Origin of the sequence: Duganella sp. sic0402, from assembly GCF_019219065.1 — a bacterium.
Lineage (GTDB): Bacteria > Pseudomonadota > Gammaproteobacteria > Burkholderiales > Burkholderiaceae_D > Rugamonas.
In genome coordinates, this window is record NZ_JAHUWK010000004.1 from 374,864 (window position 1) to 388,772 (window position 13,909).

Sequence of the window (13,909 nt, forward strand, 5' to 3'; positions counted from 1 at the left end):
CCATCATGGATAACAGTGCCATCCTGATACTCAATGTGGACGATAACGACGGTGCGCGGTATGTCAAGACGCGCATTCTGCAAAGCGCCGGCTTTCAGGTGATCGAGGCCGCCAATGGCACCGATGCGCTGGAGATGGCCCGCCAGCGCCTGCCCGCGCTGGTGCTGCTGGACGTCAAGCTGCCGGATATCAGCGGCATCGAAGTGTGCCGCCGCATCAAGGCCGACCTTGTCACCTGCACGGTACTGGTGCTGCAAACCTCGGCCGCGCTGATCGGCCGCGACGACAAGATCCGTGGCCTGGATGGCGGCGCCGACAATTATCTGGCGGCGCCGATCGAGGCCGATGAGCTGATCGCTAACGTCAAAGCGCTGCTGCGCCTGCAACGCGTGCAGATGGACCTGCGCAATAGCGAAGAGCGCTTCCGCCAGTTGACGGAAAATATTGAAGACGTGTTCTGGATGTTCCGTCTACAGGACGATCGGCTGCTGTACGCCAGCCCGGCCTATGAGCGGCTGTTCGGCCGCCCGCTGGCGCAATTGGAGCACAGCCCGGACGACTGGCTCAATGCCGTGCACGCGGAAGACCGCGAGGTGGTGACCGCACAGTGGCGCGCGTTGTCCGCGCTGCCGAATGATGGTCAGTACGATCAGGAGTACCGGCTGGCGCCGCGTGACGGCGGCATGCGCTGGGTACGCGACCGCGCTTTCCTGGTGCGCGACGACCAGCAGCAGCCGTACCGCATCGCCCGCATCAGCAGCGATATCAGCGAGCGCAAGAATATGGAAGGCCTGCTGCGCGCCGCCGATGACAACAAGAATGACTTTCTGGCAACGCTGGCGCACGAGCTGCGCAATCCGCTCAGCCCGATCCGCAACGCGGTGGCGCTGATGAACAACGCGCCGCCGGAACAGCTGGAAGTGCATCGCAGCGCGCGCGACGTGATCCTGCGCCAGGTGGGCCATCTGACGCATCTGGTGGACGATTTGCTGGATGTGGCGCGCATTTCCGAAGGCAAGCTGACCTTGCGCCTGCAGGACGTGGAATTGCTCGCGGTGGTGGAACCGGCGCTGGAGACGGTCAAGGTGCTGGTCGAGCAGCGCGGCCACACGCTGACAGTGGTAACGCCACCGCAGCAGGTGTGGCTGCATGGCGATCCGGTGCGGCTGGCGCAGATCATTGGCAACCTGCTGCACAACGCCGCCAAGTTCACCGATCCGGGCGGACAGATCCGGCTGGAGGTGACGCTGCCGCAACCGGGCCGCATCCGCATCGCTGTCAGCGATAGCGGCATCGGCATCACCTCGTACAATCTGGAGCGGATTTTCGATATGTTCGCGCAGGGGGCGTCGACGCAAGACCGCGTGCATGACGGGCTGGGCATCGGCTTGTCGCTGGTGTCCAAGCTGATGGAAATGCATGGTGGCACGGTGCAGGCACGCAGCGAGGGCATCGGCAAGGGCAGCACGTTTGTGCTGGAGCTGCCGTTGCCAGTAGCGTCGCCAGTGCCGATTGCCGCTCAGGCCGAGGCCACAGCGCCGGCGGCCGGCAAGCAACGCCTGTTGCTGGTCGACGATAATCTCGATTCGCTGAGCGTGATGGCTGACCTGCTGTCGCTGATGGGCAATGAGGTCTTCACCGCCAGCAATGCCGCGGAGGCGATGCAGCAGGCCCGCGCCCAGCAGCCGCAAGCCATCATCATGGATCTCGGCATGCCGGATGTGGATGGCTATACGCTGGCGCGTCAATTGCGGGCCGATCCCGCCTTTGCGCAGACCAGGCTGATTGCCCACACCGGTTACGGCGCCGAGCGTGACCTCGAACGCACGCGCGAAGCCGGCTTCGATTTCCATCTGGTGAAGCCGGCCAGCTTTGATGATCTGGAGCGGGCCTTAGCCGGCAGCTAAAGCGTCTTCAGCCAATAGCCCGGCCAATTTCAGCGCTTGCAGCGTCTGCTGGCCGCTCATGGTGTTGTCGAACACGCACCAGCCTGGCTTGCCGGCCATCAGCTGCGCCACCTGCCGCAGTTGCTCGTCCGAGTACAGCGAGGCATAGATGCGCGGGCTGCCATGCAGGCGGATGTACAGCGTCTCCGTGGTCGGCGTGTACGGCCCCGGCTTGCCGGCCGGCGGATCGGCGATCACCCGTGTAACGCCATGCCGCGACAGCAGGGTGCTCGCCTCATCCGTGAACCAACTGCCGTGACGCGCTTCGCAGGCCAGCATGCAGTTGAAGCGCTTGCGCAGTTGCAGCCACAGGCGTTCGGCCGCCTCCGCGTCCAGCTTCAGGCTGGGCGGCAATTGCACCAGTATGCAGCCCAGTTTGCTCCCCAAGGTGTTTGCCTGGGCAGCAAAGGCGTCGATCAGGTCCGTGCTGTCCTCCAGGCGGCGCTCGTGGGTAATGCTGCGCGGCAGCTTGACCGAGAAGCGGAAGTCGTCCGGTACGCTGTCCGCCCAGCGCTGATAGGTCTGCGGCTGGTGCGGGCGGTAGAAGGAGGAGTTGATTTCGGCGGCACTCAGCACGCGGGCGTATCGTTCCAGATGGCTGCCGGGGCCGCCAAATTGCGGCGCCGCTTCACGGCTGATGCTCCAACCGGCACAAGCTATTCTCGTCACAGTCATATAATGCGCAGGTTCCGTATTTTTGAGGGAAGTTGCAATGAATCTTAAACGCTACGCCAAAATTGCCGCGCCACTGATGCTTGCCGGCCTGCTGAGCGCTTGCGCCGGCTTGATCGGTCCGCGCCAGGTTGAGTTGCCGCAAGAGCGCCTGCAATCCAGCCTGGAGCGCAAATTCCCCATGCATCAGCGGGTACTGGGCGTGTTTGAGGTGGAACTGAGCCATCCGCGCCTGTCGGTGCTGCCGGAGAGTGACCGGGTGGCGCTGGCCATCGACCTGGGCGTGTCGCCGCTGCTGGCGCGGCAGTCGTGGCATGGCAGCATGCTGGTGTCCGGCCGTCTGCGGGTGGACAGCGCCAACAACGCCATCTATATCGCCGACGCCCATGTTGACCGTTTCATCGTTGACAATATGGACGAGGGCAAGCAGCACCAGCTGGCCAGTGTCGCCAACCTGCTCAGCGATAGAGTGATCCGTGATGTGCCGGTGCACACCTTCCGCCCGGAGGAGCTGCGCTATGCGGGCGTGCAATTCGTGCTGACTGGCATCGATACCCGCCCTGGCGGCCTGGTGGCCAAGTTGCAGCCGGCGCAGTAATCCTGCATTTCGCGCCGCGCTGGCGCATTTCGTCGCAACGCGAACCGTGGGAGGCTGGAAAGGCGCAAAGTGGCTACATCGGAGTTCAACTCCTTCACTCACCACTACGGAGCACGCCATGATTCAGCAAATTATCTCGCACACCCCACTGTTCGTCTGGGCCTTGCTGGCCTTTCTGATTTACCGTGGCTGGCTGGCCAGCAAGGACCGCGAAACTTCGCTGTTGAAAGTGGCTTTGCTGCCGCTGGTGATGCTGGGCCTGGGCATTTCTGGCATCCAGGGCAACGGTCCGCTGGGCGAGGCGGTCTGGGCGGTGTGGACGCTCGGCGTTGCCGCTTCGGTCACTGCGATCTGGCACTTGTCCACCAGCGAAATCCGCGTGGACCGCGCCGCCGGCACCATCTTCCAGCGCGGCAGCTGGATGCCGCTGGCACTGATGATTGCCATCTTTGTCACCAAGTACAGCGTTGCCGTGGTGTCGGCCATGCATCCTGAACTGAGCCACAGCCTGGTGTTTGCCGCGTCGATCACCTTGCTGTACGGCGTGTTCAGCGGCCTGTTCCTCGGCCGCCTGGCCCGCTACGCCGCAGCCTACCTGCGTCAGCCTGCTCCGCTGGCCGCCTGATCCGGCTTACTTGGCGACCACCTTGATTTGCTTGACGTCGAGGGTGGATACGCCAAACATTTCCTTATCGAATTCACCGGTCAGCTCCACCAGCGTGTTGTGATCGATGCTCTGGCCGGCCGGAAAGCGCTTGGAAGAAATTTCCACCGTGATCTTGCCGCTCTGGTCGGTGAATTCGTAGTCTTCACCACCTTTATGGCTGGTGATTTTGCCTTTCAGCGTGACGTACTGGTCGTCCTTGCCCTTGGCCAGCAAATCCTTGGCGCTCATCACCGGCACGCTGGATGGACCGGCGTAGGCTGCCGCAGGGGTTGGGGTGGATGGGCCGGTGTAGCCGGTCTGGGCGATGGCGAAAGTGGAGCCGGCGAGCAGGGTGGCCAGGCAGCCGAGTTGGGTCAGTCGTTTCATGATGCGTCCTTGGTTGTTGTTGAAAGTACAGCACCATTACAACCATCGGACATTAACTGTATCTTAAAGTGCGGCCGGCCATGCCAGCGTGACGCCCAGGCCGCGCCCGTCCAGTCCGGGGCCGAAACGCAGCGACATGCCATGCAGATCGGCGATGCGCTGGACGATGGACAGGCCGAGTCCGCTGCCCTCGGCTTCCTGGCCCAGCACGCGGAAGAAACGCTCGGTCAGCCGCTGCCGGCTGGCTGCATCGACGCCAGGACCATCGTCAAGCACGGCGATGCTCGCCTGGCCGTTGTGCCAGACGGCTTCGATGTCGATGCGGCTGCCTGCCGGACAGTAGCGCAGCGCGTTTTCCAGCAGGTTGCGCAGGGCGATGTCCAGCATGGCGGGATGGGCTTGCACGTACTCCGGCTGCGGCGTTGGCGTTGCGCGCACGCTCAGCGTGATGCCGCGCTGCTCAGCCTCGGCGGCATAGGCTGCGCGCAGTTGCGCCAGCAGCGGCGCCAGCGCCACCGGTTCGCGCGCTAATTCCTCGCGCGACAAGGGATCGAGCCGCGCCAGCGTCAGCAGACTGTCGACCAATGCCGTGCTGCGGCTGATGTCGTGGCGCAGTTTCTGGAACGGCGCGGCCAGTTCCGGATGCTGGCGTTGCAGCAGTTGGACGTGCATATGCAGTCCCGCCAGCGGCGTGCGCAGTTCGTGTGCGGCGTCGGCGGTAAAGCGGCGTTCGGTTTGCAGGGCGTTGTCGAGCCTCGCCAGCACGCCATTCAGCGCCTGCACGATGGGTTGCAGCTCGCGCGGCTGGCCTGCGGTCGGCACTTGGGCCAGGTCGTCGGGCGTCTTGGCGGCAATCGCGGCGGCGGTTTGGCGCAGCGGCTTCAGGACGCGACCGGTCAGCAGCCAGCAGATCAGTGCCAGTAGCGCCAGCATGCCCAGCACCGGCGCCCACAGGTGCTCGGCCAGTTCTTCCAGGATGTCGATGCGCTTCTTGTATTGCTGGCCGACCTGCACCTCGACCTTGCGCTGTTCATTGCGCACCACGAATACGCGCCAGTTGCGGCCATCGACTTCGGCGTCGGCAAAGCCATCTTTTTTGCTGAAGTTGCCGATGAATGGCTGGGCCGGCGCGCTGCCGGTGCGCTGGATGACGCGGCCATCAACGACGATCTGGTATTGCATATCCACCTTGCGCGCGTGGCCGCCGGGCCGCAGTTCGGCCAGCAGCCCGCGTTCGTCCAGATCGGTGGTGGCGGCCATCACCATATAGCCGGATTCTTCCAGCGCGTCATCGAAGACTTCATTGGTTTCGTGCCAGGCGATCACGGTGACGATGCTCAGGCTGGCCAGCCACAGCACGCTGCTGGCGGCGACGATGGCGGCCAGCAGACGCCGCCGCAGCGACCATGTCTCAGGGCGCAGCATGCTTCAGGCGATAACCGAGGCCGCGCACGGTCACAATGTGTTCGGCGCCGAGCTTCTTGCGCAGATTGTGGATGTAGACTTCGATGGCGTTGCTTTCCACCTCGTCGCCCCAGCCGTACAGCGCTTCCTCGATCTGCGCGCGGCTGACGATGCTGTGCTTGCGCAGCAGCAGCGCGTACAGCACATGGTATTCGCGCGCTGTGAGCGCCAGGGCCACGCCGTCCAGGCTGGCCTGGCGGGTGTCCGGATTGAGGGCGATGCCGGCATGCGTCAGCTGCTTGCCGGGCTGGCTGGCGCCGCGCCTGACGGCGGCGCGGATGCGGGCCGACATTTCTTCCAGTTCGAAGGGCTTGACCAGGTAGTCGTCGGCGCCCAGGTCGAGTCCCTCGACGCGATCGGCCAGTGCATTGAAGGCGGTGATCAGGATCACCGGCACCGGATTGTCGGCTGCCCGCAGCTGGGCCAGCAGGGCGTCGCCGGACAGGCCGGGCAGGCCGCGGTCCAGCAGCACGCAATCGTAGCTGTGCGTCATCAGCGCGGTCTGGGCCGAGTCGCCACGGCGCACCCAGTCGACCGCGTGCTGGTCGAGCCGCAGCCAGGCCTGGATGGTGTCGCCCAAGGAGGCGTCGTCTTCAACAAGTAATATGCGCATCGTGCCAGTGTGCCGTAAAAACATGAATGCAATCTTAAGCCAGAACTCTTACAATACTTGCCATGTTTTATAGATGAGGTAAATGATGGCAATTTTAGGTGTCGCGCACATTCTGATCGCGCTTTTCTTCGCCGTGCATGCGATTCGCAGCGGCCAGCAGCTGTATTGGGTGGTGATCCTGTTCATGTTTCCGGCGCTGGGCAGCGTGGTGTATTTCTTTGCGATCTACCTGCCGAATTCCAAGCTGGACCATGGCGCGCGCAAGGTGGTGAAGGCGGCCGCCAAATCGCTGGACCCGGGCCGCGACCTGCGCGAAGCGCGCCAGGCCTACGAATTCACGCCGACCGCGCAGAACCAGATGCGTCTGGCCAGCGCGCTGCTGGCGGCGGGCAACGCGGAGGAAGCCGCGTCCACCTACGAGGCTTGCTTGCAAGGCCCGTTCTCGGGCGACCTGGAAATCCGCTTCGGCGCGGCGCAGGCGGCGCTGGCTTGTGGCCGCGCGGCTGCGGCAGTGGCGCATTTGCAGGCGATACGCAGCAAGGATGAACGCTTCCGTCCGGAACAGGTGCTGCTGTTGCTGGCGCAGGCGCTGGCGGCGGCCGGCCGCCAGGATGAGGCGCGCGCCGCCTTTGAGGATGTGCTGGCCCGCCACAACAGCTTCAGCGTGCAGGCCGAGTTTGCGATCTGGGCGGCCGGCGTTGGCGACGCCGGCAAGGCCAATCAGCTGTATGAGGAATTGCAGCGGACCATGAGCCGCTGGGCCAGCCACACGCGTGAGCTCAACCAGCCGCTGGTGCGCCGCCTGAATGCGGCAATGTCGTCGCTTAATCGTTGATAGGCGCGCCGCGCAGGTCGTGGCGCGTGATGGCGCCTTCGCTGTCGATGGCGATCCAGCCGCCGCGCGGCGGCGTCGCATCCGGCTCCCAGTCGGGCAGCACGTAGCGCAGTCGGTCGCCGATGTGGTGCAGGGCGGGGCGGTGGGTGTGGCCGTGGATCATGATGCTGGTCCCAGTCTGCGCGAACACCTCGGCAATCGCGTCCGGCGTGACATCCATGATCTCGTAGGATTTGCCGCCTTGCTCCTTGCGGCTGTCGGCGCGCATGCCGGCGATGATGGCCTTGCGCTGCGCCAGCGGCATGGCGGTGAACTGCGCCTGCCAGGCCGGTTGCCGCACCATGGCGCGGAATTCCATGTATTTGCTGTCCTGGGTGCACTGGGCGTCGCCGTGCAGCACCACGACCTTTTGGCCGGCGATCTCGGCCACCCAGGTTTCGGGCAGTAAAGTCAGGTTGGCGGCCTCCGCAAAGCGGGCGCCGACCAGGAAGTCGCGGTTGCCCGCGATCCAGTAGACGGCAACCCCGGCATCGCTGACGGCGCGCAGCGCCGCCATGATGTCGGCGTGGTAGGGATCGGCGATGTCGTCATCGCCGGCCCAGTATTCAAACAGGTCGCCAAGCAGGTATAGCTGCTGCGCGTGCCGCGCATGCCGCTCCAGGAAGTCGTAAAACGCTGCCGTGGTAGCGGGATGCGCAGGCTGCAAATGCAGATCGGAGATGAACAGCGCGCAGACTTCAGACATTGCTTAGGCTGCCAGTTCGATGCTTTCGATGATTACGTCTTCCGCTGGCACGTCGGCAAACATGCCGCTACGGGTGGTTTTGACTTTCTTGATCGCGTCAACCACGTCGGTGCCTTCGACAACTTTACCGAACACGGCGTAGCCCCAGCCGTCCTGGCCTGGGTAGTCCAGGAAGGCGTTGTTTTTCACATTGATGAAGAACTGTGCCGAAGCCGAGTGTGGCGCCGAGGTGCGGGCCATGGCCAGCGTGTAGTTATCGTTTTTCAGGCCGTTCTTGGCTTCGTTTTCCACGGTGTTGTCGGCTGGCTTTTGCTTCATGCCTGGCTCGAAACCGCCGCCCTGGACCATGAAACCGTCGATCACGCGGTGGAAGATGGTGTTGTTGTAGTGGCCGGCTTCCATGTAAGCCAGGAAGTTGGCAACGGTCTTAGGCGCTTTTTCCGCGTCCAGTTCAGCGGTGATGGCGCCCAGGTTGGTTTTGATGATTACTTTGGTCATTTTGTTATCCTGAATGGTTAAATGAAAACGGCAAGGCCGCTATTTTACTGTTTTGGCTGGATTGGTGTCTTAAGTATTGTCGCCGACTTCACGGTGACCGGGATCACCGGGATGTTCTGGAAGATGCCTTTGTCGTCCACCAGCACCGCCTTGATCTTGTCGACGGTCTCCTGGCCCCTGATGACTTTGCCGAACACGGCGTAGCCACCGGTGCCGTCCGGACCCGGCGCGTCCAGCCCCGGATTGTCCTCGACGTTGATGAACCACTGCGAGGTGGCCGAGTTCGGATCGCCCATGCGTGCCATGGCCAGCGAGTACTTCACATTGTGCAGGCCATTGCCGGATTCCAGCGGAACCGGCTTGTTGGTCGGCTTGCCCTTGAGTTTTTCATCGTAGCCGCCGCCCTGGATCATGAAGCCGTCGATGACGCGGTGGAAAATGGTGTTCTTGTAGTAGCCCGATTTAACGTAGGCCAGGAAGTTATCGACTGATTTCGGTGCTTTCTCGTGGTCCAGCTCCAGGACGATGTCGCCCATGCTGGTTTTCAGCTCGACCTGCTGGGCGGGCGCGGCGAACACGGCGCCGGACAGGGCCAGGCCGGCGAGGGCGGTCATCAGTTTTTGGTGCATCGGGCTTCCTCTGGTTGTTAGATAGGCAAAATCCTGTCACAGATGAGGCCTATGCTGTTTTTATCAATGCTATACTTGTTCCATTCTACCCCTTAGAAGGTAGAAACCAGAATATTCCCGAGGTTTCCCCAGGCACACGATGATGACAGGTGCGCGCAGTTTTACAATGTGCGCCAGGCCGTCGTATTGCCTGAGGCGGCCCAGCAAAACGCAAGAGTCCGATGAGCAATTTAAAGATTTACAACACGCTGGCGCGTGACAAGCAGACATTCCTACCTATCGAGCCGGGCAAAGTCCGCATGTATGTCTGCGGCATGACCATCTACGACTACTGCCACATTGGCCACGCCCGCATGATGATGGCCTTCGATGTCATGTACCGCTGGCTGCTGGCCTCCGGCTATGAGGTCACCTACGCCCGCAACATCACCGATATCGACGACAAGATCATCAAGCGCGCGGTGGAAAACGGCGAGACCATCACCCAGCTGACCACCCGCTTCACCCAGTACATGGACGAAGACACCTTGGCGCTGGGCATCCTGCCGCCGACGCTGGTGCCGCGCGCCACCCAATACGTGCCGCAGATGCTGGCGCTGATCGAACAGCTGGAAGCCAAGGACCTGGCCTACAAGAGCGAGGACGGCGACGTCAACTACGCGGTGCGCAATTTCCCGCAATATGGCCGCCTCTCGGGCAAGTCGCTGGACGACCTGCGCGCCGGCGAGCGCGTCGATGTCAATACCGGCAAACGCGATCCGCTCGACTTCGTGCTGTGGAAAGCATCGAAGGAGTCCGAGCCGGAAGAGGTGAAGTGGGATTCCAAGTGGGGCAAGGGCCGTCCGGGCTGGCACATCGAGTGCTCGGCCATGTGCTCGGCGCTGCTGGGCGAACATTTCGACATCCACGGCGGCGGCGCGGACTTGCAGTTCCCGCACCACGAAAACGAGATCGCCCAGTCGGAAGGCGCATTCGGCCACCAGATGGTCAACTACTGGGTGCACAACGGTTTCGTGCGCGTGGATAACGAGAAGATGTCCAAATCGCTGGGCAATTTCTTCACCATCCGCGACGTGCTGAAGAAGTACGACGCCGAAGTGGTGCGCTTCTTCATCCTGCGCGCCCACTACCGCAGCCCGCTGAACTATTCGGACGCCCACCTGGACGACGCGCGTGGCGCGCTGACCCGCTTGTACACCGCGCTGGACGGCGTGGAAGGCGACGGCCAGCCATTGGACTGGAAAGAGGAACACGCCGCCCGCTTCGCCGAGGCGATGGACGACGACTTCAACACGCCGCTGGCGGTGGCCGCGCTGTTCGAGCTGGCAAGCGAGGTGAATAAATCGAAATCGCCGGTGGCTGCGCGCCAGCTGAAGGCGCTGGCCGCCGTGATCGGCCTGCTGGAGCGCACGCCGCAGCAGTTCCGCCAGGCCGCCGTTGGCGGCGCGGGTGGTGACGACGCGGCCATCGAGGCTGCCATCGTGCAGCGCGCGGAAGCCAAGAAAGCCCGCAATTTCGCCGAATCCGACAAGATCCGCGCCGAGCTGCTGGCCCAGGGCGTGATCCTCGAAGACAAGCCTGACGGCACCACCAACTGGCGCCGCGCATAATATGGTGACCGCCAAGGATAACGAGGGCGCAGCCAGCCCGGTATCGGCCGTTCCGGCCTACTGGGAGCAAGCCAAGATCGAGCTGATGAAGCGGGACCGCATCATGAACAAGCTCATCCCGCAGTTTGGCGACCTGCACCTGGTTGGCCATCACGACCCGTTTACCACCTTGGCGCGCTCCATCGTCGGCCAGCAGGTGACCGCCAAGGTCGCCGACGTGGCCTGGAAAAAGCTGCTGGTGATCAGCCCGAAATGCACGCCGGCGCAGATCATCAAGGCTGGCGCTGAACAGCTGGCCGGCTGCGGCCTGTCCAAGCGCAAGACCGAGTACATCCTCGACCTGGCGGACCACTTCAAGAACAAGCGCGTCCATACCGCGCAATGGGACCAGATGGATGACGAGGCGGTGATCGCCGAGTTGACGCAGATCCGCGGCATCGGCCGCTGGACAGCCGAGATGTTTCTGATATTTAATCTGCTGCGTCCCAACGTTTTGCCGCTGGACGACCCCGGTCTGATCCAGGGCATCAGCCAGAATTATTTCTCGGGTGAACCGGTGTCGCGCAGCGATGCGCGCGAGGTTTCTGCCAACTGGGAGCCTTACCGAACGGTAGCCACCTGGTATTTATGGCGTAGTTTGGACCCGGTTGCGGTAGAATAGATACTCTAATCGCTGTGCGAGGGCTTTCTGCGCTCTTTTGACGAGCTGCACTGCCCCACAGGTGAGAATAAACACGGAGGTACAATGACCAAAACGACTTTCCTCAATTTTGAGCAACCGATTGCTGAACTCGACGGCAAGATCGAAGAATTGCGCTTCGTCCAGGACGATTCGGCAGTCGACATCTCTGAGGAGATCGACCGTCTGGCCAAAAAGAGCCAGCAACTGACCAAGGATATCTACGCCAAGCTGACGCCATGGCAGGTTTCGCAGATCGCGCGTCACCCGCAACGTCCATACACCATGGACTATGTGAACGAAATCTTCACCGACTTCCACGAACTGCACGGCGACCGCACTTATGCGGACGACCAGTCGATCGTCGGCGGCCTGGCCCGCTTCAACGGCCAGGCGTGCATGGTGATCGGCCACCAGAAGGGCCGCGACACCAAGGAGCGCGCGATGCGCAACTTCGGCATGCCGAAGCCGGAAGGCTACCGCAAGGCCATGCGCCTGATGAAGCTGGCCGAGAAGTTCGGCATTCCGGTGTTCACCTTCGTTGACACGCCGGGCGCCTTCCCAGGCATCGACGCGGAAGAACGCGGCCAGTCGGAAGCGATCGGCCACAATCTGTACGTGATGGCGGAACTGAAAGTGCCGCTGATCGCCACCATCATCGGCGAAGGCGGCTCCGGCGGCGCGCTGGCGATTGCCGTAGCCGATCAGGTGCTGATGCTGCAATACGCGACCTACTCGGTGATCTCGCCGGAAGGCTGCGCATCGATTCTGTGGAAGACCTCGGAGCGCGCGGCCGACGCTGCGGAAGCCCTGGGCCTGACCGCACACCGCCTGAAAGCGATTGGCCTGATCGACAAGATCATCAGCGAACCGCTGGGCGGCGCGCACCGCGATCCGAAACAGATGGCCACCATGCTGAAACGTGCGCTGGCCGACTCGCTGCGCCAGTTCCACGGCATGAAAACCAAGGACCTGCTGGAAGCCCGTCACGAGAAGCTGATGAGCTACGGCAAGTTCAAGGAAACCACGCCGCAGGAATAATCTTCTGCGACGTCACACCAACCGGGGGCTTGTGCCCCCGGTTTGCATTTGGAGCAAACATTGAAGCAGCAAAAGCCCACCCTCACGTCCACCTTTGAACAAGCTGTCGCCACCGCCCGCGCGCTGACAGGCGAGGGCGCCGCGCCGCGTATCGCCGTCGCGCTGAGCGGCGGGCTGGACTCGTCGGCTTTGCTGCATCTGGCCCACGCCTACGCCCAGCAGCACGAGCTGACGCTGTGCGCCTTCCACATGCACCACGGCCTCAGCCCCAACGCCGATGCCTGGCTGGCGCACTGCGAGCAGCAATGCGCCGCCCTCAACGTCTCGTTCGACGCGCGCCGCATCCAGCTGCAAGAGCAAAAGAAATCCGGCACCGAAGCCGCCGCCCGTAAAGCCCGCTACGCCGCCCTCGGCGCACTGTGCCATGAACACGGCGTGCCATTACTGCTGACCGCCCACCACCAGGACGACCAGGCGGAAACCGTGCTGCTGCAACTGCTGCGCGGCTCCGGCCCGGCCGGCCTGTCCGGCATGGACGCCGCCAACACCGCTGCCGGCCTGCTGCAAAACGGGCAGCTGGTGATGGCACGCCCGCTGCTGCAAGCCTCACGCAAGCAGCTGGAAGCCTATGCCGCCGCAAGCGGCGTCAGCCACATCCATGACGAATCCAACGACGATCCGCGCTACGCCCGCAACGCGCTGCGCCACACCGTGATGCCGGCGCTGGAGCAGCACTTTCCCGGCTTCCAGGAGCGCTTCGCGCGCAGCGCCCAGCACGCCCAATCGGCCACCCGCCTGCTGACCGAACTGGCCGAGCAAGACCTTGCCGCCACCCGCGACGGCGACCAGCTCGACATCAGCAAGCTGCGCGCGCTGAGCCAGGACCGCGCCTACAACCTGTTGCGCCACTGGTTCGCCACGCGCGGCTACAGCATGCCGAGCACCGCCTGGCTGGCTGAAATGCTGGCGCAGCTGCTGGAAGCCAAGTACGACGCGCAGCTGCTGGTCACGCATCCGGACTGCCACGTACGCCGCTACCGCGACCGCCTGCACCTGACGCCCAAGCTGGAAGACCTCGACGGTACGCGCGAAGACCAGTTCGACGACAAGCCCGGCACCAGCTTCGTCTGGAACGGCGAAGCCGAACTGGCCTTCCCGGCCTATGGCGGAGTGTTGTATTTCGAGCCAGCCGAGGAGGGTTTGGATGCTGACTGGCTGCGCGCACAAAAACTGCTGATCGAATTCCGGCGCGGCGGCGAAAAACTCAAGCTGGCGCCCAATCGTTCCACCCGCCCGGTCAAATACCACTACCAGGCGCTGAATATCCCGGCGTGGGAGCGCGGCCGGCTGCCAGTGGTGAAAAGCCCCAGCCAGCTGCTGTTCGCCGCCGGCATCGGCATGGATTGCCATCATGTCGGCAGCGGGGCGGGGCGGATCAGGCTGCGTTGGCAAGCTGTATAGACATTGAACGGCTTTCTGCCGAATTTTGTATGTAGATATGTCTATTCAGTATGAGATTATGAGTTTTTTGACTTGTTATTTTGCA

At 63.0% G+C, this 13,909-nt stretch carries 15 protein-coding genes; 8 read left to right on the plus strand and 7 right to left on the minus strand.

All coding sequences use genetic code 11. From position 1 onward, the window contains the following. Positions 1–5 precede the first annotated feature (5 nt). Positions 6–1,907 (plus strand): response regulator, encoded by a 1,902-nt coding sequence (locus KW842_RS13615; RefSeq protein ID WP_218304627.1) that lies wholly within the window; start codon positions 6–8, stop codon positions 1,905–1,907. Here KW842_RS13615 and KW842_RS13620 read toward each other — a convergent pair. Then, entirely contained in the window at positions 1,893–2,621 is a 729-nt protein-coding gene (locus KW842_RS13620) for a DUF72 domain-containing protein (RefSeq protein ID WP_218304628.1), read from the minus strand. The genes KW842_RS13615 and KW842_RS13620 overlap by 15 nt on opposite strands. A 37-nt stretch (positions 2,622–2,658) precedes the next feature. Here KW842_RS13620 and KW842_RS13625 point away from each other — a divergent pair, with 37 nt between their 5' ends. Continuing rightward, positions 2,659–3,216, plus strand: a complete 558-nt coding sequence (locus tag KW842_RS13625) for a DUF1439 domain-containing protein (RefSeq protein ID WP_218304629.1) — start codon at positions 2,659–2,661, stop codon at positions 3,214–3,216. Positions 3,217–3,262: 46 nt separating this feature from the next. Next, positions 3,263–3,841 carry a DUF6622 family protein gene (locus tag KW842_RS13630; protein ID WP_373925181.1) on the plus strand — a complete coding sequence of 193 codons (579 nt, stop codon included), beginning with the start codon at positions 3,263–3,265 and terminating at the stop codon, positions 3,839–3,841. A gap of 6 nt (positions 3,842–3,847) precedes the next feature. Here the strand turns inward: KW842_RS13630 and KW842_RS13635 are convergent, their stop codons facing one another. The 3 genes from KW842_RS13635 to KW842_RS13645 all read right to left on the minus strand — a co-directional run bounded on the left by KW842_RS13635 (position 3,848) and on the right by KW842_RS13645 (position 6,326). Next, positions 3,848–4,249 (minus strand): YgiW/YdeI family stress tolerance OB fold protein, encoded by a 402-nt coding sequence (locus KW842_RS13635; protein ID WP_218304631.1) that lies wholly within the window; start codon positions 4,247–4,249, stop codon positions 3,848–3,850. 63 nt (positions 4,250–4,312) lie between these two features. Then, positions 4,313–5,674 (minus strand): ATP-binding protein, encoded by a 1,362-nt coding sequence (locus KW842_RS13640; protein ID WP_218304632.1) that lies wholly within the window; start codon positions 5,672–5,674, stop codon positions 4,313–4,315. Next, positions 5,661–6,326 (minus strand): response regulator transcription factor, encoded by a 666-nt coding sequence (locus tag KW842_RS13645; RefSeq protein ID WP_218304633.1) that lies wholly within the window; start codon positions 6,324–6,326, stop codon positions 5,661–5,663. Before KW842_RS13645 ends, KW842_RS13640 begins: the two co-directional genes overlap by 14 nt. A gap of 82 nt (positions 6,327–6,408) precedes the next feature. Here KW842_RS13645 and KW842_RS13650 point away from each other — a divergent pair, with 82 nt between their 5' ends. After that, complete coding sequence (locus tag KW842_RS13650) at positions 6,409–7,161, plus strand: tetratricopeptide repeat protein (RefSeq protein WP_229223669.1); 753 nt, start codon at positions 6,409–6,411, stop codon at positions 7,159–7,161. Here KW842_RS13650 and KW842_RS13655 read toward each other — a convergent pair. The 3 genes from KW842_RS13655 to KW842_RS13665 are packed head-to-tail and all read right to left on the minus strand — an operon-like array spanning position 7,151 to position 9,033. Continuing rightward, a complete protein-coding gene (locus tag KW842_RS13655) occupies positions 7,151–7,906 on the minus strand; it encodes a UDP-2,3-diacylglucosamine diphosphatase (protein WP_218304634.1) in 756 nt (251 codons plus the stop codon). The two genes, KW842_RS13650 and KW842_RS13655, sit on opposite strands and share 11 nt — an antisense overlap. A gap of 3 nt (positions 7,907–7,909) precedes the next feature. Beyond that, positions 7,910–8,404, minus strand: coding sequence for a peptidylprolyl isomerase (locus KW842_RS13660; protein WP_218304635.1), 495 nt, complete (start codon positions 8,402–8,404; stop codon positions 7,910–7,912). Between the two features lie 44 nt (positions 8,405–8,448). Next, positions 8,449–9,033 carry a peptidylprolyl isomerase gene (locus KW842_RS13665; protein ID WP_218304636.1) on the minus strand — a complete coding sequence of 195 codons (585 nt, stop codon included), beginning with the start codon at positions 9,031–9,033 and terminating at the stop codon, positions 8,449–8,451. A gap of 221 nt (positions 9,034–9,254) precedes the next feature. Here KW842_RS13665 and cysS point away from each other — a divergent pair, with 221 nt between their 5' ends. The 4 genes from cysS to tilS all read left to right on the plus strand — a co-directional run bounded on the left by cysS (position 9,255) and on the right by tilS (position 13,824). Further along, positions 9,255–10,643, plus strand: coding sequence for a cysteine--tRNA ligase (gene cysS / locus KW842_RS13670; RefSeq protein ID WP_218304637.1), 1,389 nt, complete (start codon positions 9,255–9,257; stop codon positions 10,641–10,643). A 1-nt stretch (position 10,644) separates the two neighbouring features. Continuing rightward, positions 10,645–11,304, plus strand: a complete 660-nt coding sequence (locus KW842_RS13675) for a DNA-3-methyladenine glycosylase (RefSeq protein WP_218304638.1) — start codon at positions 10,645–10,647, stop codon at positions 11,302–11,304. Between the two features lie 84 nt (positions 11,305–11,388). Next, on the plus strand, positions 11,389–12,363 hold the full coding sequence (locus KW842_RS13680) for an acetyl-CoA carboxylase carboxyltransferase subunit alpha (RefSeq protein ID WP_218304639.1): 975 nt from the start codon (positions 11,389–11,391) through the stop codon (positions 12,361–12,363). A gap of 60 nt (positions 12,364–12,423) precedes the next feature. Next, positions 12,424–13,824, plus strand: a complete 1,401-nt coding sequence (tilS, locus tag KW842_RS13685; RefSeq protein WP_218304640.1) for a tRNA lysidine(34) synthetase TilS — start codon at positions 12,424–12,426, stop codon at positions 13,822–13,824. Positions 13,825–13,909 lie beyond the last annotated feature (85 nt).

Coding starts and splice junctions, on each gene's coding strand:
- KW842_RS13620 (WP_218304628.1), bottom strand. CDS start 2,621: ATGACTGTGACGAGAATAGCTTGTGCCGGTTGGAGCATCAGCCGTGAA.
- KW842_RS13625 (WP_218304629.1), top strand. CDS start 2,659: ATGAATCTTAAACGCTACGCCAAAATTGCCGCGCCACTGATGCTTGCC.
- KW842_RS13640 (WP_218304632.1), bottom strand. CDS start 5,674: ATGCTGCGCCCTGAGACATGGTCGCTGCGGCGGCGTCTGCTGGCCGCC.
- KW842_RS13675 (WP_218304638.1), top strand. CDS start 10,645: ATGGTGACCGCCAAGGATAACGAGGGCGCAGCCAGCCCGGTATCGGCC.
- KW842_RS13660 (WP_218304635.1), bottom strand. CDS start 8,404: ATGACCAAAGTAATCATCAAAACCAACCTGGGCGCCATCACCGCTGAA.
- KW842_RS13680 (WP_218304639.1), top strand. CDS start 11,389: ATGACCAAAACGACTTTCCTCAATTTTGAGCAACCGATTGCTGAACTC.
- cysS (WP_218304637.1), top strand. CDS start 9,255: ATGAGCAATTTAAAGATTTACAACACGCTGGCGCGTGACAAGCAGACA.
- KW842_RS13665 (WP_218304636.1), bottom strand. CDS start 9,033: ATGCACCAAAAACTGATGACCGCCCTCGCCGGCCTGGCCCTGTCCGGC.
- KW842_RS13645 (WP_218304633.1), bottom strand. CDS start 6,326: ATGCGCATATTACTTGTTGAAGACGACGCCTCCTTGGGCGACACCATC.
- KW842_RS13615 (WP_218304627.1), top strand. CDS start 6: ATGGATAACAGTGCCATCCTGATACTCAATGTGGACGATAACGACGGT.
- KW842_RS13635 (WP_218304631.1), bottom strand. CDS start 4,249: ATGAAACGACTGACCCAACTCGGCTGCCTGGCCACCCTGCTCGCCGGC.
- KW842_RS13650 (WP_229223669.1), top strand. CDS start 6,409: ATGATGGCAATTTTAGGTGTCGCGCACATTCTGATCGCGCTTTTCTTC.
- KW842_RS13655 (WP_218304634.1), bottom strand. CDS start 7,906: ATGTCTGAAGTCTGCGCGCTGTTCATCTCCGATCTGCATTTGCAGCCT.